This is a genomic window from Gallibacterium melopsittaci, from assembly GCF_042433085.1.
In the GTDB taxonomy this organism is placed as follows: domain Bacteria; phylum Pseudomonadota; class Gammaproteobacteria; order Enterobacterales; family Pasteurellaceae; genus Gallibacterium; species Gallibacterium melopsittaci.
The window spans coordinates 9223-32318 of the sequence record NZ_JBHLWA010000006.1 but is presented as its reverse complement, the minus strand read 5'-3'; the positions used below and the strand labels follow the sequence as shown (position 1 = coordinate 32318).

The 23096-nt window shown below is 38.0% G+C and carries 6 protein-coding genes and 2 pseudogenes; all 8 read right to left on the bottom strand.

Translation table 11 applies throughout. The features are described 5' to 3' along the window. Positions 1 to 572 (bottom strand): VENN motif pre-toxin domain-containing protein (locus tag ACFFHT_RS01495; protein WP_382372801.1); only part of this gene is annotated, 572 nt, incomplete at its 3' end. Positions 573 to 646: 74 nt separating this feature from the next. Further along, complete coding sequence (locus ACFFHT_RS01490; RefSeq protein WP_065236996.1) at positions 647 to 958, bottom strand: hypothetical protein; 312 nt, start codon at positions 956 to 958, stop codon at positions 647 to 649. Positions 959 to 998: 40 nt separating this feature from the next. Then, positions 999 to 1361 carry an Imm8 family immunity protein gene (locus tag ACFFHT_RS01485; RefSeq protein ID WP_065236995.1) on the bottom strand — a complete coding sequence of 121 codons (363 nt, stop codon included), beginning with the start codon at positions 1359 to 1361 and terminating at the stop codon, positions 999 to 1001. Between the two features lie 4 nt (positions 1362 to 1365). Continuing rightward, on the bottom strand, positions 1366 to 10323 hold the full coding sequence (locus tag ACFFHT_RS01480) for a two-partner secretion domain-containing protein (protein ID WP_382372798.1): 8958 nt from the start codon (positions 10321 to 10323) through the stop codon (positions 1366 to 1368). A 22-nt stretch (positions 10324 to 10345) separates the two neighbouring features. Continuing rightward, a pseudogene (locus ACFFHT_RS01475) lies at positions 10346 to 12147 on the bottom strand (ShlB/FhaC/HecB family hemolysin secretion/activation protein). A gap of 280 nt (positions 12148 to 12427) precedes the next feature. Further along, on the bottom strand, positions 12428 to 13855 hold the full coding sequence (locus ACFFHT_RS01470) for an HlyD family type I secretion periplasmic adaptor subunit (RefSeq protein ID WP_065232397.1): 1428 nt from the start codon (positions 13853 to 13855) through the stop codon (positions 12428 to 12430). A 9-nt stretch (positions 13856 to 13864) separates the two neighbouring features. Further along, positions 13865 to 15976, bottom strand: a pseudogene (locus tag ACFFHT_RS01465) (type I secretion system permease/ATPase). A gap of 71 nt (positions 15977 to 16047) precedes the next feature. Continuing rightward, positions 16048 to 23091, bottom strand: coding sequence for an SPM autocatalytic domain-containing protein (locus tag ACFFHT_RS01460; protein WP_382372795.1), 7044 nt, complete (start codon positions 23089 to 23091; stop codon positions 16048 to 16050). Between the last annotated feature and the right edge of the window lie 5 nt (positions 23092 to 23096).

Here is a 23096-nt window from a genome sequence, read left to right as displayed (position 1 = left end):
TGCCAAGCTGCCGCTTCATTCACCCAATACATGAGTTGTTGATATTCTTGTGGGGTTAATGATGTTGGGTCTTTCTGATATTTAGTCAGCAAGGTATCAGAGACTTTATCTTTCATTTTGATGCTCGTAATACGTTCAACATCCTCTGGTGTTAATACTTTTTTCTGAGCAAGTTTTTCTAGAATAGTAATCTCTTTTTCAGAAAGGAAGTTATTCTCAACCGCCCGTTTACCAATCTCTGCTGAACTAATCGCTCCTGCGGTATTGTCGCTAATCAAGCCGCCAGCTAAACCACTGGCGAGTTGGCTTAAGGTGGATACCGTTTGTTTTTGAGCTTCGGTGAGTTGGTCTGGTGATTTTTGGTAAAGCTGTTTGCTAATTACTTTGGCAGCTAATTCACCGCCAACCGCCCCAGCTGCCCCTGCGGCAGCGTTGTTCCCTGTGGCATAGGCTTCGATTGCACCTAATAAGGCGTGTGTCATCAGGTTAGCTTCAAGATTAACATTGTTATTTTCATCGGTGGTTGCTTCCTTTATCGCATAATTAGCATAAGGAGATACCCCTCCGACCACTGCTTGCGAAGCTTCACCTGTTGCTATTCCTTGTAAGACGCTTCATGTAACGTATATTACTAACGATTATTACATTATTTTATTTCAATAGAAAATATTTTAGTAAAATCAATGATACATGTATTTTTCTTAGATTTTATAAATAACTTATTGTCTTTTTTATCAATGCTTATTACTTCTTGCATAGGAAAAAAGAATATATCTAAAGTCTGATAATTAAGAAAAATATTAACTTCTGAGAGATAAGTATAAATATACATATTTAGCTTAAAGTTTTTTTCTTCTCTAGAGTATAAAATATTTCCATCAAGATCATTGTTAAAAATACTTTTTCCTTTAGATTTAAAAAATGATTCTATATCGTACTCATTATATTGAATAAACATATAATATTATTTTTATGATAAAAATACTTCTTAAACAAAATCAATCAATATGATAGTAGGTTTCATTGTCATATTCTGACCCCATATAATATATTAAATGATTCCTTATTTCATCCCAAGATGTTCCTGTAATAGATGATATTGTTTTTCTAATTATAGTTTCTATTTTATCTAAATCATTATTCGAAACAAACAATACATTTTTCCCCCAACTATATTCATTTTTTAGTAAATAATTATAATCCATTATATATAAATAAAAATATTCAATAGCATCATCATCCTTACAGCCAATACCTAAGCATACAGATAAGCAAAATTCCTTGCTAAGACAAACTTTTTCTGCTTCATCTCGTCCAATGGGAGAATCATAAGTAATAAATTTTAATTCTGCTTGATACATAATATTATTCCTTTACATTGATATGTTGATTACTTATAGAGTGAAAACGTTGCTTATTATCCATATATCCTCTTTCAAAATTTGCTTGTATACCTGTTTTAGCATATGGAGAATATTTTTTTAGTTTCGGTGGTCTATAACGTCTTGTACCATCAGCACTAATAAAACTCCCATCACTATTAATTTTATAATTTTCTCCAACCCAATCTTTAGCTAAGTTATCTAAAACTTTTTTATCGACTATACCTGGTGTTGTTAAATTACCACTCCCAAAAGCAGCATGCTCTAAAATAGGATTATTTTTGACAATATTTGTTAAATTCTCTTGAATTAACTGTTCTTTTAATTTTGGATATAAAGCAATATTTTCAGCACCTCTAGAAATACTAATATTTGCTACTTGATTTTCATATCCTAAAGATTCCCCAACAACAGGTAAATTCTTTGTAGAATCTAATGGTTCGGGTACACGATAAGCAAAATTATCTAGTGCTCCTTTATTTGGTACTCCTTTAATAGCAGATGTGAACAGTCCTATGATGACTCCCGAAATGTCTTCAAAGGCTTTTTGATCTCCTTGTTGATAAGCCTTGATGACTGTTGACTGAATCGTATTCCAATAACTTCCATCCATTAGGCTATTTACAGCATCTGAGATAGCTTGATTTTTTTTACTTAAATCCTGCTTCGCTTGATTACAGTAACTATCTTTTACTGCACAGGTTGTAATAGTAGCTAAAGTATCAAATCCACCATCTATTAAGAATAATGCACCATCAGAAGTTTCTTCTATAACATTAATTGTCCCATTTATCAGTTGAGAAGTTGCTCCTTCACCGAATATATCTCGGACATTTTGTTTCCAGCTTTCAGCATCGGCTTTTTTTGCTGCTCTAAACTGATCCACAAGTAAAGAATTATTCTCAACCGCCCGTTTACCAATTTCCGCTGCATTAATCGCCCCTGCGGTATTGTCGCTAATCAAGCCGCCGGCTAAACCACTAGCGAGTTGGCTTAAGGTGGATACTGTTTGTTTTTGAGCTTCGGTGAGTTGGTCTGGTGATTTTTGGTAAAGCTGTTCTGTGATAATTTTTGCTGCCAATTCACCGCCAACCGCGCCAGCTGCTCCTGCGGCAGCGTTGTTCCCTGTGGCATAGGCTTCGATTGCACCTAATAAGGCGTGTGCCATCAGGTTAGCTTCAAGATTAACGTTGTTATTCTTATCTGTTGTGGCTTCCTTTATCGCATAATTGGCATAAGGAGATACCCCACCAACCACTGCTTGCGAAGCTTCACCTGTTGCTATTCCTTGTAATACGCCTGTAACTGCACGCACAGCTAATTGGATTTGACCGCCTTGTCCGTAGGTTTTTATGACTTTGTTGGCTGTATCTAATTGTTGTTGTGCTGCTTGGTTATACTTGTCGTTTTTTAATATCGCTTCCGCTTCAGCCTTTTGCCGTTCCGCTTCATCTAATTTTGGTTTTAACACGATAGTGATGCCATTATTCGCTATTTCACCAATCACTTGCGCCATCTCTTGGCGAGCTTTTAGGTCAGCCATCTCGGTTTTATCAATTCGTTCGTTTGCCGTGGTGGTATCGCGAGAAAGGGAAGTCGAGACATCACCTTGTTGCGTGGTGAGGTTGATATTATTACCTACCGCACTGTGGGTGGTGCTGCTATCTTGTTTATTAATGTTCCCTAAGGCACTTAATCCCGTTGCTAAGCCATTGGCAATATTTTGCGTTGGGTCAGTAGAAAGCCCACCGCCGACGGATTCCACTTTGGCTTCACTGTAATTTTCAATATTTTCTGAGGTTAAGCTGCCTGTGGTAAAGTGGTTTTTCTCTTGGCTTGCTTGACTGTCAACGATAGCGCCTGTTAAGTGGGTATTGCCTTCCACATTGACGGTTAATCCTGCTTCCCCTGCGTGTAATCCGCTTTGTGTTTCAACGTATGCCGCATTGAGTTTACCGCGGTTAAGGCTGCCATTGACAGACGCATAAGAGCCACTGCCTATCACCGATACGCCAGCACTTACTCCACCTTGTGATTGTTTACTATCATACTGTTGGCTATCTTGGCGGCTTTCTACTACAAGATTGTTGCCAACCTCAACATTAACCTTATCGCCAGTAACGACCGCACCTTTTAAGGCGGTATCTTCGCCACTGCGTAAGTTCACAGTCTGACCATTCACTGTCGTATTACGTTGCGTTATCGTATCACTGTTTTCATGGCCTTTGCCTTTTTGTACTGACCCTTCCACGCCAAAACCTAGGCTGCCACCATTGACACCAGCAAATACCCCAGCACTCCAACCGCTGTTACTATTTTGGCTGCGTTGACGTTCAATGTCTTGGACGGAGGTTAATTGAAGGGATTTTGCTGCATCCAGTGACACCTTTTCCGCCGCTTGAATGGTTGAACCGAGAACCGCAATATCGCCATCTGTGGCAGTGAGATTCACTTGACCTGCGTTGAGTGTGCTACCTTGATGGGTAATTTGCGTGGTTTCACTGCTTGAAGCAGACTTACTTGAGCCAACACCGATAGACACTTTAAAGTCAGCTTTTTTCCCTGCTTGTACTGTTTCAACTGCTTTCTTCGCCTCTTGAGCCGCTATCACACCCTCTTGTGCAGCTTTAATCGCATAAAGCGCTTTTAAGCGGCTGTCTGTAACCTGTTGGCTACGCGCTAGGCTTTCTCTCGCTTTCATTCCCATATCGGTAGCTGGCGTTGATAAGGAAACCGTTAATCCTGATTGTTTAAATTCATGTTGTTCATGACGTTCAATGATGTCTTTACCCGCATCTACGGTCAGCGATTTTGCAGTAACGTTGATCGCTTTATCTGGTTGAGCTATGACGTCTGTCCCTAAGATAGTCGCCTGTTTGCCTGCGACTAAGGTAACATCTCCGCCTAAGCTGCCTATTGTGGCGCGCGCATCGGATTGGGTAATTTCATTATCAGTATAATCATGTTTTTCTGAACGGCTACCAATGGTAAAACCAAACCCACCACTACTCATTACACCTGATTTCTTCTCTGAGTAAAAATCATGTTCTTGTCTGGTGTTTTTAGCCGCAGTGATCTCTATATCTTGAGCTTGTAAGCTCACATTGTTATCAGCAACCATGGTGCTGCCTTTAACAGAGACTTTGCCTTGATTTGCGGTAACAACAATGTTGTTCCCTGAGAGTTGTGAACCTTGCGCTAAGTCATATTGGTGATCATGTTTAATGATCGTCGTGCTACGGCTCAGTAGGCTCTTATCTTTATATTTAGTTGCAAATGAGAGTGTTTCTTGGTCACGCCCTGCTTGTAGTTGAATATCACCTTGCTCACTATTAACAATAAGGTCGCCACCCACATTAATTTGTGCGGCACGTAACATGACACCTTGTTTGCCATTGAATACCGCATTGTCTTTAATTTCAAAGGTAGAGCCGATTTCTCTTTGTTGGTCGAGTTTCCAATAGTTTTCTGAATTAGCAATATAATGTGAGCGTTCGCGTTCAGTGACAGTCCCGATATGTATATCACCACCAGCTGTTAATAAGGCAGATCCAGCATTAACACTGGTTGCATCTAATTGAATATCGCCTTGGCTTTGCAAAATAAGCGCTTGTTTTACCTGTAATAAAGCTTGCTGATCTAATTGACGATGCGCATAGTTAGGGTTGGCTTTTGCTTCGCTCATTCGCCCTTCAATCTGAATTGAACCCGCATTGAGATAAAGATTATTGGCATTAAGCTCCCCACCTTGCTGATAGAAACGCTTCGCTAGCTGAAAATTCAGTTGATCGGCAGCGAGGGTACCTGTGTTGACGACATTTTGTGCGGAAATTTGTGTTAAATTGCGTCCGGCAATTATGCCACTATTGTTGACTTCACCCTCACTATCTATTTCAATTTCTCTCGCGGAGATGATAGCGCCTGTTGGCTGAATATCGACATCACGTTTTACGAGATAAACTTGAGGGACAAGCACTTGAACTTGAGTACCGTCCTTTAAGGTGACGGTTTGAGGCGCAAGCCATACCATATCTTCGGTTAATTCCTGCATTTGTGCAGCACTAAGTGCAACACCAGGAATCAACTGATAACGTTGTGCATAACGAATGCCAGCATCCATTAATGCCTTGTATTGTTGATAATCCGAAGTGTAATTACCTAAGAAACGTTGCCCCGTTAATTGATTAATCTGTTCATTCACTAAACGTTGTTCATAATAACCATCCCCTAATCGTTTGAGCATCGTTTGAGGATCAGCACGTAGGGCATCAAACATATAGTCAGAGCTTAGCCATTGGCGTTTATTGGCAAAGCGTGGATCAGTTTCTACTAAGATATGGCTATCCGTATTTGGATTAATGCGATAGAGGCTAACTTCTGGTAAACGAATTTCAGGTTGATACGTTCTTACTTTACCAACCGCTTGACTCATTTCAACACTGATAATGTGTGGAAGGGCGGGTGCCGATATTTGGTGCGGTTCAACAGAAGAAACGGGGGCTACATTTAATGTTTGTTTCGCAAGCGTAGTGGCTTGATGTTGTCCATCAATTGTAGTGTTGGTTGCTTGATTTATGACAGCTTGTGTTTGTCCGATAGTATTTTCGACTAAGTTAAAGCTAAAATACTTCACCGGTAAATCTCGACTAAATGGTTTATCATCATCACCATATTTAGCCCATACTTTTTTACCTCTCCAACCATGACGCTTACGTTTTGTGACCATGGTGTACCAAGTTCCTTCATCATGGCGATGAATTTCACCGATGAGATCTTTATTCTCTAATCGAACAGAATTACCTTTTAAGTGACGATTTTTCTCATTTTGATTAAATACCCGTCCGCCCATACGGATTCGATTGCCGACCAAAATTTGTGAAACATCGTTCACTAAATCTTCACCATTTAACCGTAAATCCCCTGCAATCAAAATTTTAGCTGGGTCACGATGTTCCAATGTCGTTGTGACAGTATGGCGATTAAAATGCCATTGTACCCAAGTTGGATTGCCCACTCGTGGTCTACCGTCATTAAAATTAAAATAAGAGTTTTTGTCATGCCGATTATTGTTATTACGATCAAACCATCCTTCGAGACTAGAATAGCGTTTACCTTTACTATGTACCGCATATTCACTGATACGTTGATCTTGATGATCTTCTCCAGTAATTAAATGTAAATCGTGATTCCATAACCGCTTGGTATTAATTTTTCCATTCCCCAATGCTTCAATAGTAGCACTACCATTATCCACAAAATCAGCTTGTCCAATGGCACGTTGGTTTGCATCGATTTGTCCACCAATCGTTAAATCGCCTAAACTCAAAATTAAGGCATGATCACTATTGGTTAAGGTACCTACCCCTAGATGGAGGTTTTTACGTGCCGCTATGGTTGCAGTATGTACTTCATTATTGGAATGTTCTGGTTGATTATTTAACACATTGGCTTGAATCGCTAATTCATCGCCATAAATGCGTCCTGTGCCGAGATTATTTAAGGTATTCACATAAATTGCATTTTGTGTACCATCAATTAATCCCCGATTGGTCAATGAATTTGCAGTCAGTTGGGTATTTGGCGAGGTGAACTCACTGTTTATTGGATTCTCAATCTGTTTTGCTGTGATCTGTAAACCTTTTCCCGTGATTAATTGAGTCTGATTAATAAAATCGCCCATTGTTTTGATAACTAAATGGCCAGCAACAACAAAAGGTTGGGTAAGGACTAAATCTTTTTGTAGCTCAATCAAGGCATCCTGATGACTTTTGATATTGCCTTCATTATTAAACTGTTGCAGAACCAACCTTAGGTTTTGCCCACTTTCAATGATACCCTGTTGATTATGTAATGTGAGAGAGTCGCCTTGCAGATTCACGTTGCCTAAAGAGAGGATTTCACCTTGTTGATTATGGATATCTTGTGCCACACTCGCACTAAGTTGATCGGTGGTATAAATACCACCTCGCTGATTATCCAGTTGCTTACTACTCAAGGTAAGCTGATGACCTAATAAGCCTTGCGTTGGTATCGCTGTCGTTGCTTTGGTGTCTTGATTATTTAGCTGATTTGTGATCAAAGTGAGCGTGGCACCACTTTGAATAACCGAACCTTGAGTAGTGATTGCTTGGTTATTTATTTCACGATTTGCCGTAATTTCAATATTTTGTTGTGCCTGAATAGTCCCCTGACGGTTATCTAAAGTGCTTCCTGTTAAAGTTAATTGTTGTTGGCTAACTAAATTTCCTTGTTGGTTATCAATTTGTTCACTTTGGATAACCAAATTACCTTTCGTGCTAAGGTTGCCTTGCTGATTATTTAATACAGCAACGGCCTGTAAACGAATATCACCTTGACTTGTTATCCCTTGATGTTGGGTTTGTTGATTATTTAATGTATGGTTATGTGTATTAATAGTTATGCCAGTTTGTCCATGAATAAAACCTTGCTGATTATTAAGCTCACCACTGTCGAGATGAAGAAATTGTTGTGCAAATAACATACCTTGTTCATTGCGTAATAACGATTGATGAGTGTCAATCACCAAGTTAGCAGCACTACTAATTAATCCTTGCTGTGCATTGTCAAGTCCAAGCACAGAAATTGTTGCATCACCATGGCTAAGTAGATTGCCTTGCCAGTTGGTCAGTTGTCCCCGTCCCTGTAATGTCAGCTGACCATTTTCAGTCACAATCAGACCTTTGTAATTATTGAGATCATCTGTATCAAGAAGTAAATTATTGCTTGCTACGATTTGTCCTTGAGTATTGTTTAATGTACTAAGGCTAATCAGATGTTGTGTATTATCACTTTGAATAAGCCCCTCTGAATTGTCTATCTGCGTTGCGGTAATTTGTTGGTTTTGATGGCTTGCAATAAAGCCATTTTGATTGATTAACTCACCTGTTTTTACAGTTAATTTATCAAACGAAATAATCCCTTTCTGACGTGAAGATTGCTTCGTTGCTTGATTGCTTAACCGTTGTTGATGTGTATCAATAGCCATTGTAGCAAGACTTTGAATCAGTCCTGAGTCATTGATGAGCTCGCCACTTTGGAGATCAAGTTGCCCCTCAGTATTGATCACTCCTTGCTGATTATTAATCCGTGTTTGTTGACTATTAATGGTTAAATTGCCTTTAGCAAAAAGCAAGCCTTGCTGACTATTAATTTCTTGAGCAACGAGATTAAAGCTGCCTTGTGTAAAAATCTGCCCTTGTTGATTATTAATACCTTTTAGTAATCGAAGGTTAAATGGTTGTTGATCTCGGTTAATCCAAGTACCTAGTCGATTATCAAGTGAAGAGGCTGTTGTAAAAATATGAGCCGCTTGTAAATTCGCTTGCTGACTAGAAAGATGAGTTGGCGTAGATAAGTGAAGCGTATTTTTCAGCTCAAGATGACTTTGATCTAATACTAAATTATTTTGGGTCGCTGTTAAATCAGCTTGATAAGCCAGAAATCCACTTTGAGAGAAATCAAGTTGTTTTGCTTGGGCGGTAATTTGCGTAGAAGCTAGGTGTTTCCCGTGTGATGAAATCGTTTCTTCAGCGATCAAGTTCAATGCATTTCCCGCAGAATGATAAGCAGGAATAGTCACTTGCTCACCTTGTGCTGTATGTGTAAAAGTTCCTCCCGCAATTAATTTTGCTGTAGGATGAGTTTCAATATGCTTCGCTTGATAAGTGATATTCCCTTCTGCCAAACTTTCACCAGATTGACTAATCGTTTCCTTGGCTTTTAAGGTAATATTGCCTTTCCCTTGTGCTTTGCCTTTGGCAATTAAACTACCTTGTTGCTGAATCCCTTGCTGTTTACTCGTTGCTTGCAGATGACCTTGTTGGCTATAGATCACGCCAGTGGTTTGATTTTCTATCTGCTGTTGGCTTTGTAGGGTAATATCTTGTTTGGCACCGAGATAGCCTGTATTGACTAATTGTCCTTCGGTAGTAATTTTTACTTCACCTGCGGCGGCACCAATATGCCCTGCATTGCGAACCCCTAAACCATTTTCTGTCCCAATAAGATGAATTTTATTGGCATACATTCCGCCTAATTCAGCGACATCGACGGCATAGCCTACAGGTTGGTTTGCTTCGCCAGCACGGATAACTTGAATACTGTCATTGTTGGCAGAAACCTGATTTTGTCCCGTTGTTACCTTGAGTTCATTTGCCCAAATGCCGGCATTTACCTTAACTTCTTTGGCAATAATATCGGTGTAATCTTGACGGCTGCTATCGAATCCACGACCAGACACGGTAACCGCCCCTTTTTCTACGCGATAGCCTGTGACTTGACCATTTTCAATTTGTACTTCGCCAGTGGTAAATGTGCTGCGTCCTGCATTAATAATGCCACAGCCTTCGCAATGAATCCCACTTGGGTTGGCGATAATCACGTCTGCTTTACCGCCTGCCACTTCAATATAGCCTTTTAATTGACTTGGTTTGGTGGCATTGACCTCATTTAAAATCACTTTGGCTTCACCACCAACTAAATAAGGGTTCGCCTGTACCCAGCCGCCTTGTTCTGTTTTTGTATTTTTACGGCTGTTATTGAGAATAGCCCCTTTTTGTGCCACATCAAACTGTTGGTATTTATTATGCGATAACCCTTTGTCATTTGGTGTTTGAATATTAACTTGTGGCAAGCCATTCGCAGTTTGTAAAACAATCGGTTGTTGGTTTTTTGGTGCAGTATTATCTGCTCGGATTTGTAATTCGTCTGCGTGTGCAGAAGTTAAATAGAAAAAACCTAAAAGACTATATAACCCGACGGTTAAGGCTTTTAATCGCCAATGAGGGCGTTGGCTAAGCGAAGCAGTATGGCAATGTTGACCTTCATGTTTGGCTTTTCCTTCACGCGTTGCAATTTCAGAAACCACGACTAAACGTTGTAATGTTTTACTAAAGATAATGCGATAAAGATGTTTATTCATAATTTATTCCTCAACGCTTCGCTTAGAATTGATAACTTACATTGAAACCTGTGGTGACGTGCGATGTTTTAAAGCCCTCAGGTTTGTGTAGTGGTATCCCTACAAAATAGTCATAAGTGAGACCCCATAAATTGCCACGTAATCCCACCGCACCGCCTAGCATATTTTGACCAAGCAGCTCTTTAGTATAGTTACCGCTGACATGACCACCATCTAATGCAAGATAAAGTTCGTGTCCTTTATTAGCGATATTCCAGCCTAATTCATTGCGCCATACCCAACCTCGTTCTCCAGTCAGAGTAAGTTCACCATCAAATCCACGTACGGTATAGCGACCACCAATACTAAACATATCTTGTAAAATTAATGGTGTTTTATTCCATTGTGCTTGCCATGATGTATTGAACTGGAATGGTTGTTGACCAATCATAAACGGCTGTCTAAAGCTGAGGGAGGCTGTCATAATGGTTGGACGAGAGCTTCCTTCACCAAATTGTTCCTCGGGTGCTGGCAGAGAATGATACGCACCTGTGCCTTGTTTATAATTAAAGTTGATATCTAAAAGGTTGCACTGCCTAAATATTCACGATGAGCTAAGCCAGCAGTCCACCCTGCCATACGGCGGTGTTGAATTTCAATTTCCGCATCATCAATAAAGTTTGCGCTTTCTCGATGCCAGATGCCTACGTTGAGGGTGGTTTTTCGGACATTGTTGCGATATAACACCCGTGAAAGATTGAGGGTTGTTGTTTCACTGCGTCCTGCATATTCATAATTAGTAAATGCACCAAAAATTGTTTGATGGTAACGATTTTGCGTGGAAGAGAAACTGAATAACCAATCCTTCCAAGGAATCGCATAATATAAACTGCTGCTACGGCTACCACGACGGCCAGGATCGTCACTGCCACGCGAGATACTTTGTGTGTAGGAACCATAAAAAATATCATTAAGTGAGAGTAAATTCTCAATGGATACAGTTGCCCCAGCTTGAAGACGACCAGTAGCTTTGCTGCCACTATCATCTAAAGACAAGGCTAAACGGTAAGGAAAGGCTTGTTTAAAATCAATTTGTAAATCACTTTCTCCTGGTAATGCTTGCGTATCTTCGGCAGGAACAATTTGAATATTGGCTTCCACGTGTGGCGGGCGTTTTAAGTTTTCTAATCCTTGTTCAATATCACGAATATTTAATAAATCGCCTTGCCCTAATGGTAAGGCAAACCAAACCGTTCCTTTGTGGGCTTTTAAGATATCACTATGGTCACGTAACAGAATGTGCCTCACTTTACCAGGCACCACAGTAAGCACTAAACGACCTTGGCGCAAATCTTGCGGTTGTGCTAAGACACGTGTGGTAACAAAGCCTTTTTCAATAATTGCATTTTGAACTCGTTTAATAATTTCACTAATACCTTGCCCACCTAAACAATGCGGTAAAGTGAAATCTTTAGGCGCATATACAGCCCGTAATGCCCAATCAAAAGGCGTTCTTAATTCCGCCGCAGTGAGCGTATCAATAGAGGATTTCTCTGGTGAAAATTCTGTCAAATAGAGGCGTGAAATAATAAAGCAAGGTGATTCTGTTGGGAAGGCTTGCAAGGCTTCGCCTGTTGCTGTAACCCGGACTTCACGATGTTCAGTAAATGCTTGTTGGCGAGCTTTTTCCTGAGCTTGTTGACGTTGTTGCTGTTGTGCATCTAATTGTTGTTGCACTGGGTAATTTTGCGGAAATGCCTGATGAGTTGCAGGGGTGTTTTCTGCAGCAAAAACAATATAAGGAAGAAGACTAAAACTGGATAATAAAGCGATTTTACGTAACATCTTGTATCACCTTTGTTATCTATAACGTAAAAGTATTATTAATAAAACATAAATATATTATAAATTTTCGCTTCATTATGTCCAGATGTAAAGTCTATATCTTAGTTTTTATCTATAAAATCATCATGTTATAATCCCCCTATCAATAAACTTATTAACGTAATTATTGATACTATTAACAAGATTCATATACTATTTAAACTGTTATTAGGACTTTATCTAATAATGAATAATGGTTAATAAAATACAAAAAAGAGGGCATTGCCCTCTTTTTTACTCATTATCTTTCTCTCATACTTTCACTCAGAGTTTCCTGTAGTGGACTTAATAAATAACTAATTACTCGACGTTTACCTGTTTTAATTTCTGCTGTAACACGCATCCCTGCACTTAAAGGGATCTTTTTGCCTTCAATAATTAAATAATCTTGATTAATACTAATAATGCTTGAAAAAACTAATCCAAGATCTTTATCCTCAATAGCATCAAAACTCACTGAGCGTACTGTTCCTGTAATATAGCCATACCTCGAATATGGAAAAGCTTCTATTTTTATAGTAACTGGTTGTCCAACTTCGATAAATCCAATATCACTATTACTTATCGATGCTGTTACTTCCAATTTATCTTCCTCAGGTACAATAACCATTAAGTTTTGTGCATCTGTCACCACACCTCCGATGGTATGTACATTCAATTGTTGTACTGTGCCTGTGACAGGTGCAGTAATTGATGTCGTACTTTGACGTTGAGCCAATTTTTGCTCTTCAAAAACTAGTTGTTCAACTTGTTCTCGGGCTTGTCTTAGTGCATCCTGCGTATCTCGCCGAAATGAAAATAATAAAAGATCATAAGCATCTCTAGCTTGCTTAATACTCGCTTCAATTTCAACTAGTTTATTTTGTTGTGATCTTAGTTCATTTCTAATTTCAATAACTTTCGTTTCTTGTTCAAAAAAACTATGTTTGGATAAAGCAGCTTTTTCATACAGATTTTTTAAATCATTTAAGCGTATTGCTTCAATTTTTTCTAATCCTTGATATTTTTCAACTTGATATAACGCCGTCTCTCGCTCAGCTTCACGTTGTTTTAATAATGATTCCGCCTGTTCACGTTGCTTAATATACGTATTAAATTGTTCCACAATTAAATTTTGTGCATTTACCACATCAACATCTGTTTTATTTAATCCATTAGGTAAAACTAATGTTGGCGATTTTTTTGTTACCATAGCCTCTAACAAAGCTTCATTTCTAGCTACGGCTAACCTCGCATCTTTTAATGCTTTTTTTGTTTTTTCAAAATCAGCCTCTACACCTAAGGTAGTAAGCGCTAACAGTTTTTGTCCTTGAGTGACTTTTTGTCCATCTTTAACAAAAATTCCTTTTACAATGGCTGTTTCAACAGACTGGATAACTTTGCTCTTACCTGTATAAGTTAACTTACCTGTCGCAGATGCAACAATCTCTACCTTGCCCAATATTGCCCAAATAACAGCAATAATCGTTAACAACATAATTAATCGAGCAATCCAACGAGGTAGTGCAGAAACAGGTTTTTCAATAAGTTCTAAGTGAGCCGGTAAAAATTGGTATTCATCCTCTGTACGTTCCACATTATCTAACTGGCGACGTATTTTCCAAACTGCTCTAAATTGCTGACAATAACGTACTAAAAAATCCTTAAAAGCTTGGCATTTTACATTCATCGTATGACCTTATTGTCTCGTTTGAAGTTGATTTAAATAGTGATAAAAACTGTTATCTTGGGCCAGTAGTTCATCATGACTACCTCTTTCAATTAACTTGCCTTTCTCCATGACAAAAATCGCGTCCGCATCTCTGACAGTGGACAATCTATGTGCAATAATAATGACTGTTCTACCATGGCAGATGGCCTTCATATTTTGCATTAAAATACGTTCTGACTCATAATCCAATGCACTAGTTGCTTCATCAAAAATTAGGATCCGTGGATTAGTAATAAGTGCTCTTGCTATCGCAATTCGTTGCCGCTGACCGCCTGAAAGGCCGGCACCTTGCTCACCAATAATCGTATCGTATCCTTGTGGTAGAGTGGAAATAAACTCATCAGCTCCTGCTAATTTAGCAGCCTTAATAACTTGTTCAATGGCAATACCTGGTTGTGCAATAGCAATATTGTCACGAATACTACGATTTAATAACACATTTTCCTGTAATACCACGCCAATTTGACGGCGTAACCAATCTGGTGAAACAAGAGATATATCTTGTTTATCAATTAAGATTTGACCATGAGTAGGAATATATAGCCGCTGAATTAATCTGGCGATTGTGCTTTTTCCAGATCCTGATCTTCCCACAATCCCAATGACTTGTCCTGCTTTAATAGAGAAAGAAACATCGGATAAAATTTCATTACCCTCTGGACGATATTTAAAATGTACTTGTTGAAATTCAATATCCCCTCGAATAGAAGGTAAAGCAATTTTACTTTTTGGATTTTCAGTTGGTGTATTTAAAATATCCCCTAGTCGCTCTACAGAAATGCCCACTTGTTGAAAATCTTGCCATAATTGAGCTAACCGAATGACAGGCGTAGTTACTTGCCCGGCAAGCATATTAAACGCAATTAACTGGCCAATACTTAAATCACCACTAATAACTAAATGAGCTCCTAACCATAAATTAATCACCATCACTAATTTTTGGATCAGTTGTACACCTTGTTGTCCAATTGTAGCAATTTTTGTCACTTTAAATCCTGCCGTGACATAACTCGCAAGCTGCTTATCCCAATGGTTAATCATCTGTGGTGATATAGCCATAGATTTAACAGTATTCATTGCGGTTACTGATTCAACTAAAAAAGACTGATTATCTGCATTTCGTGCAAACTTTTCATCCAATCGTTTACGTAAAATGGGCGTAATCAGAATTGACCATAAAATATAACAAGGCAATGAAATCAGCACGACTAACGTAAGCCAATGACTATAGAACCACATGACAGTTAAAAACACGATTGAAAAACAAAGATCGAGCACTGACGTTAATGCCTGCCCAGTCAAAAATTGTCGTATTTGTTCTAACTCTCTTACTCGAGCGACCGTATCTCCCACTCGTCTGGATTCAAAGTATGCAAGCGGCAAAGCTAGTAAATGTCGAAATAATTTTGCTCCTAGTTCAACATCGATTCTGCTTGTTGTATGTGCAAAAATATAGGTTCTCATTCCACCTAAGAGAATTTCGAAGATAACCACAATACATAAAGCTATCGAAATAACATTAAGGGTACTGAAACCTTGATGAACTAAAACTTTGTCCATCACAACCTGAAAAAATAAAGGTGTAATGAGCGCAATAATCTGTATCACCAAAGAAACAACGATAACTTCAGTGAAAATCTTGCGATATTTAATAATAGCCGGAATAAACCAAGTAAAATCAAATTTGGCTAATGCACCTAACACAGAGGCGCGTGAAGTTAGTGCAATAATTTTCCCTGTATAACGTTCACTAAATTCTTCCGCTGTCAGCACACAAGGCTCGCCTTTTGTTAAATCATGAATAAGATATTTATTTTGCTGTTTATCTATTTTCGCTAAAATAAAATGTTGTCTTTCATTTTCGTCCCAAACGAGAACGGGTAAATGCATATATCCTAATCTATCAACTGATTTATTTAATGCTTTAACTTGTAATCCTAATGATCATGCAGCTAACTGCCAACGAGTTAAATCTAATCCCGTATTATCGGGATCAAATTGATGAGTAATATCGTCTGCATTGACAGCTATCCCATGATAACGGGCCAAAATTACTAATGCAGATAACGCATTATTCATTCCACTTCCTCTCTTTTCAAAAAAAAGAGGTAACATAAAAATTATGTCACCTCTTATCCCTCACCTATATATTAACGCCAGTTTGCCGCTAATACTGGGGTCAATTGTTCTTGGTAATCCTGAGGTAAATTGATTTGTCCAGCACTCGGAACAGCAAAATTAGACATTGCATTTACTAAATTGTCCACTTGTGCATAACTTAATCGTTTATTACCTGCCACAATATTTTCTACTTTGTGATCTAACTGCGGATTATAAAAGTCATTTACAATGACATTATCTTGTGTGCCAATAACACCAACAATTAAGTCATTTTCAGAACGACTAAACCATAATTGATCATGATTAACTTCAGTAAAACGTAAAGTATCATTACCTTGTTCTTCCATAATCACATCAATACCGTCACCACGAGCAAACACATAGGTATCATTGCCTTGGCCACCAAATAGAATATCATTTCCTTGTCGGCCTTGGAGTGTATCATTACCGGCATACCCCATCAGGCGATTATGCCCTTGGTTACCCAGCAGTTTGTTATTAGCACTATTTCCATTACCAGCAATGTGTTGATCCCCTATTAACTCAAGATTTTCGATATTATCCGATAGCGTGAAAGACACACTACTACGAACAAGATCTACACCTTGATTAAATTTCTCAATAACGGTATCTAAGGTAGAATCAACTAAGTAAGTATCATTACCTTCACCACCAATTAAGGTATCATCGCCTAAACCGCCATCTAAAACATTGTTACCACTATTACCGACAATACGGTTATTTAAGCGATTTCCTGTACCATTAATTGCACTGCTACCAAGTAATTGCAACTCTTCAACATTGTCCGCAAGACGATATGAAATTGTTGACTTGACAATATCATAGCCAGATTCATTCGCTTCGATAACTTTATCACCACTATTATCAACTACATAAACATCATCACCTTCCAAGCCGATCATCGTATCAGCTCCCGCTTTGCCATCAAAATAATTGCCAACTGCATTACCTTGTAAAGTATCATTACCGCTACCCCCATTAAAGGTTTCTTGTAGCCGTGGTAATGGATTAACTGTTGCAGGCTCAATAAAGTGACTTTGTTTTAATTGACTAATACGGACATTATACAAGCTAATGTATTGTGTATTTTCACTTGGTTTACCTAGCCAAACCCTTGTGATATATCCACCATCAATGACAAACTCTTGCATTTCAATATTGAGTAATCCTATATCATATTGCGATAAATCAATTTTTTCATTTGGATCATTCACATCAAAATCAACAATGAGATTTTTCAGCAATCCTTTTCCAACACCAGGTGAATTATCTTTTACAACAACAAAACGATCTGAACCGCTACCACCAATCGCTAATGCCTTATTAATCTCAACACCTGTTAAAGTTTGATTTGTTGCATAATACTTATTTTGATGGCCACTAGCTGCATCGTCACCTTCTAAATAAATAACATCATTACCATCGCCACCAGAAAGGCTATCTGATCCAGCACCGCCGTGTAATGTATCATTACCAGCACCCCCTTCTAAGATATCGTCGCCATCACCGCCATCAAGGGTATCATGGCCACCACCACCTAAGATATGATCATTACCTTCATTACCATATAAGAGATCATTTCCACCTGTTTGACCATTACTTTGATGTTCGCCAACGATTAGATCATTACCCATACCGCCATATAAAGTATCTGCACCTTCACCGCCAAAAATTCGATTATCGCCAGCTGTACCCCAATAAGCTACGCCAACATCCGGTAATGCAGTTTCTGACGTATCACTCGCAAAACCATATCCATTATATTTTTCCATATATAATGTATTATATTTTTCTGCAAGAATAACGACATTATTTAGGCTTAAACTACTTGCCTGTAAATTCGTAAAGCGTACATATTGATTATTACCTAAAGACAATATGGTATCTTGTCCATCTTGTCGTAAATCAAGACGTTTAAGACCAGGGAACTCAGCTAAAATTAAGCGATCCACTCCCACTTTAAAGTCGGTAATCGTGTCTGTTGTATTCGCATTTTTATTTACAACAAAGGTATCAAAGCCATCTCCACCGGTTAAAGTATCATTACCTTGAGCACCATATAATGTATCATTTCCCGCAGCACCTTCTAATTGATCATTGCCTCGACCACCAATGAGTAGATTATCTAACGCATTTCCGACTAAATGATCATCACCATCACCACTAATTACCCCTTCGATCTGACTTTCATTCATAAAGAGGAAACTACCATTTAAATTCCCGAAGCCCATATTCAAATCAACGAACATATTGCCACTCATTGCAGCAACATTGACGATATCGAAACCACCATCAGTATCTTGTAATGAACTACGTGTTTTACTGAGGTATTTATATTCATCGGTATAAACATATGTATCATTAGTATTATTAGCAAAGCCCTCAAAGCTTAGGCTCCAATCATGTAATGTTCCTGTTTCACCTGTTGTTGTATCGAATACTTGGAGCTTCCATTCACCCACAACACTTTCACCTCTTAATAAGGCAGTATTAAAGGTATATTGGAGTGTTTGGCTACCATTAAATGTTTTATCACCTTCCGGATTATCTTTTGATTTACCCGCTTCATTTAAGAGTAAAGATTCAGTACCTGACGGAGAAATTAATTTCAAGGCAACATCACTGGCACGTGAGTGAGTTAAATTGACTGTGACACTCACATTTTCGACACGTAGTGTTGAACTATTTACCGTAACAGAGAACTGACGACCACCATTATCATCAATTTGTTGATCTAATTTACCGGAACGATAAATATGCTCTAAACGTGTTTGATTATCATATGTCGATTGCATATGCCAATTTTCCGCTAACCGTACTGCGGCTTTGGCATCAACCAATCCATAACCGAAGTCATGACTAACATGGCGACCACCATTATTCCATGTACTATCACCGTTCCATTGCCAATCACCGGTCAAGACATTTTCACTTGTTGCTGTCAACGATAAAATTTCTTGTACATCTCGATAACCTAAGTTCGGATTTGCTTCCAACATCAGAGCAATAATACCCGTCACAATTGGCGCAGAATAACTTGTACCATTCACTGAAGCTGACTCTGAGCCTAATGTACCGCCATTTGCATTAATTAGACGACGAGATGTGGTTACAACATGAGAACCATGGGCAGAAACTAATACACTAGCGCCCGCATTGGAATAAGGTGCAATCACTGTCTTGTGGTTATCATCTAACTCTGCTGCACCAACGACAACAGTATAAGGAGAGGATGTTAAGTAAGAGTAGTTAGCGTTGCCACCTTCCATCCGTTCATTACCGGCTGAATTAACAATAACAGTGCCTAGACCATTCCGCCCTTGTGTTAGTGCCGCACGATAATTATCTGTTAACCATTTATCTGCAACCGCCTGATCTTTTTCGTTTTGGAGCTGTTTAACAAAATTCTCTTTACGTCCCCAACTATGATTAACCACATCATAGTCTTTCATTTTTGCTAAACTTCTCGTATCTGCACCAACCCAATAGCTAGCTAATGTCGCATTATAAGCAACCCCGACACCGTCTTCGCCATTGCGTGCACCCACCATTACACTTGCTACTTCCGTTGCATGTTTACTAAAGAGTTTATCTTCCTCACGTGTAGTAAATTCATATCCATAGCGCCAATTTTTATCAATATTTGCACGTAATTCTGGATTACGATAATCAGCCACCTCTTCAGCGACCGAAAATGGGCCACTAGGTTCAAACTGACCAATTTTTATACCTTGACCTGTATAATGTTCCCATGCTCCAATTACTTTAGATTCTTGTAAATAGTATTGCTCATAGAAGAGAGGATCAGTCGGTAGATCTGGCGTCTTAAAATAAACTTGCGCAAAACGTTCTTTACCACCCACAATAATACCGGATAGATTTTTGTTATCCATCAAGTGATATTTAAAGCCAGCAACACCTTGATAAGTTGGATCTGGTGTAAATTGAATATCAAAGTTTTCTGTCACACTCAATGTACCACCACGAACATCAAACGCTTCTGCAACAATTAAAGTATCACCCTGAAGATCAATATCATTTGCTAATAATTGTGCTTGAGTAATGATAAAGCTGCGTTTTCCATCTAAACTTTGGCCATTTTTATCGACTGCAATAATATCCATAACAGGTACAGCATTATCAATTCCGCCTAAATCATGCTCAACAGATGGGAGTATATAATCTTGAATGTCTGTAAAGGCAGCTTTTTCAACATTAATTAAGAAATCTGTACCATCACGCCCTTGAACTTTATCTTTAATTAAGATGCCATCTTCTAATTTAGTGATTTCATATTCTTCGAACTTACCTGAAAATTCTGCGATATCATCGCCGCTTCCACCATCTATGAAGTCATCACCACTATCACCAACTAACGCATCATCTCCAGCACCACCAAACAATTTATCGTCATCAGTACCGCCATAAATTAAATCATTACCTGCATCACCATAAAGAATATCTTTACCACGATGACCTCGAATTACGTCATCACCTGCATTACCAGAGACAAAATCATCACCGTTTTCACCCGCTAGAGCATCATTTGCAATACTTCCTAGCAGGATATCATCACCATCTCCACCGCGTACAAAAATAGAACTATTTCCTGAGGAGTAGAAGAAATCATTACCACGACCACCATTTATAATTTCAACTTCAGCTTTACCGAGATCTAAAGTAACTGCTTTACCACCAATCACTTGAACTACATCATCACCATCACCGCCATGAATATTTTCAGGTAAATCGTCACCATCAATAATCAAAACATCATTTCCAGCTCCACCAAAGAAAGTATCACTGCCTGCACCACCGACTAGCCAGTTATCTTTATCATTTCCTTGTAAAGTATCATTACCTCCGCCAGCTTCAATATTAACTACACCTAGTGAGGTTGCATTAAGTATTCTGGAATCATTATTGGTCGCTGTAAAACTGGTTGCACTACCAATAACTCCATCACCTTCAGTAGCAGTCTTTTTACCACCTTGAGCATCAGTAATCGTATGACCTCGAGGGTTGGCCAAGAAATTAATAGAAGCAATATCATAATTTTTATTATTACGGACAAGATTACCTTTTGCTAATAACTCATTTCCCTGGTAAAATTCACCATTTTTAAATTGATAATCTAAGTTAATTGCTGTAATACCTAATGAGTTAAGAGTCAATAATTCTCCGTTTTCTGTAATCCCATTTTGGTTTTTATCTTGCCATACCCTTACTTGATTAAATGCACTATCTTTCGCATCAAATTTATTATCATTATTACTATCTAAGGTACGTAGTGCCTCAAAACCATTTACAAAACGTTTTTCACCACTTTCACCATTACGTCCTGATTTACCCGCATAGTATTCGGAAAAGGTTTCACTGATATTGTCAATTTTGCCGTTATTATTTAAGTCATGAACTAAAATCCCATCGGCCGCACTAACCCAACCGGTTTCCTCTAAGGAACCACCATCATTATCAATATCAAATAGTATTGGAGTATCTGTATAGCGTGTTAACTTAATACCGTCACCATTTAAATCAATAACTAATGGATCAATTGGACGAGAACCTTTTCCAACAGCGCTGGAACTATTTAAATTGATGATTTGAAGTGCAGTATTGATAGCGTTATTAGTAGAACTAGATTTATTTTGATAATTTTTTAGTGGCTCTAATGATTCATTATGATTGCTTATACGGAAACCATCTAGACTAGAATAATATTTTGAAACGTTAATATTATTCATTAAGCCACCATCACGAACCGCATCTGCATTTAGAGCTAATCTATCTGTAACAAAAGATAAAGCATTTGATGAGAAAGCAATATCTTTGCCACTATCAATAATACTCTTACGGTTAAGATCTGTGTTTTTTATAAGTTCAAATGCGTTATTTGTAATAGCTGTTGAAGAGAAATTATTATTAATTCTATTAATAAATTCGTAATATACGTTATTATTTTGATTATTGTAATTTTTTAAGATTGCTGATACTCCATAATTATTTTCTGAAATTTCTTCAGTGCCTAAAAGTTTCTTATAAATTAGCTTAGGAGGGTTATTAATAATTGTCTTTAAAGAATCAATATTGATGTTAGTGTTGGTAGTATTATCCTTGTTAAGTAATGCTTTATAATATACATTATAGGTGGTTGAATTATTATAATACTTTAAAAATGTTCCTATACCATGATCCCTTGATGCAAAAACAATTAATCCAGGATAATCTTTATTATCTATAAGCTTTTCATAAATTGCTTTAGCACCCGTTTCTATAATAACAACATGCCCATTTTGATCATAAGGTAAATCACTGGCTATTAATCTTGCTCCTTCTCCAACATAGTTTGTTGATTTGGCAATACCTCTATCTAAATCAAACTGTTGTTCAGAAAGTAATGCTATTTTTTTAAGCGTTTCTGAATTTTCAGATAGCTTTGCACCGGCCCCATTAAACCCACTAACTGTACCTATATTTTTAAAAATCGTTGATAATGATATGGAAAGAGAATAAGCCAAACTATGCCCAGCAATATCTATATTCCCTGAAATTAATCCTAAACCATCTTCATCTCGTACAACAGTTATTGAAAATTTATTTTTATCTGATGAAAGCATAACTCCTTGATATCCTCTCATCATATGTTTTATCTGCAAATGATGATATTTTTGTCCTACTGGTGTCATCAATTTGGACAGATAATTAGTTGCATCCACTAGTTGCTCTACAGCAAGTCCATTCTTTACTAAATTTATATCTTGAACAAAATCAATTGGCTCTTGGGTTCCTCGAATAGCTAAAGTTAATTGACCAGTGCGCTTATCCTTAATCAATACTGCTGAGAAACCACTTGCAGTTTCTAATTGTTGATGGAGAACTTCAAAATTCTCATCAAAATAGTTGAAATCTTCTTCTTCAAATGAACTATCCTTGTTTAAAGAACTTTTAATATCCGATTTTTTATAAAGTACTCCATTTTCGTTAAAGAAATTAGTGTATGCCGCTGCACTTAATAAGGCTTTATCTCGTTGTTTTTGCTGTTCATCCATTTTAT

Bases quoted from the DNA above. Each gene is read 5' to 3' on its own strand.
- ACFFHT_RS01490 (WP_065236996.1), bottom strand. From the start codon at position 958: ATGTTTATTCAATATAATGAGTACGATATAGAATCATTTTTTAAATCT.
- ACFFHT_RS01485 (WP_065236995.1), bottom strand. From the start codon at position 1,361: ATGTATCAAGCAGAATTAAAATTTATTACTTATGATTCTCCCATTGGA.
- ACFFHT_RS01480 (WP_382372798.1), bottom strand. From the start codon at position 10,323: ATGAATAAACATCTTTATCGCATTATCTTTAGTAAAACATTACAACGT.
- ACFFHT_RS01470 (WP_065232397.1), bottom strand. From the start codon at position 13,855: ATGAATGTAAAATGCCAAGCTTTTAAGGATTTTTTAGTACGTTATTGT.
- ACFFHT_RS01460 (WP_382372795.1), bottom strand. From the start codon at position 23,091: ATGGATGAACAGCAAAAACAACGAGATAAAGCCTTATTAAGTGCAGCG.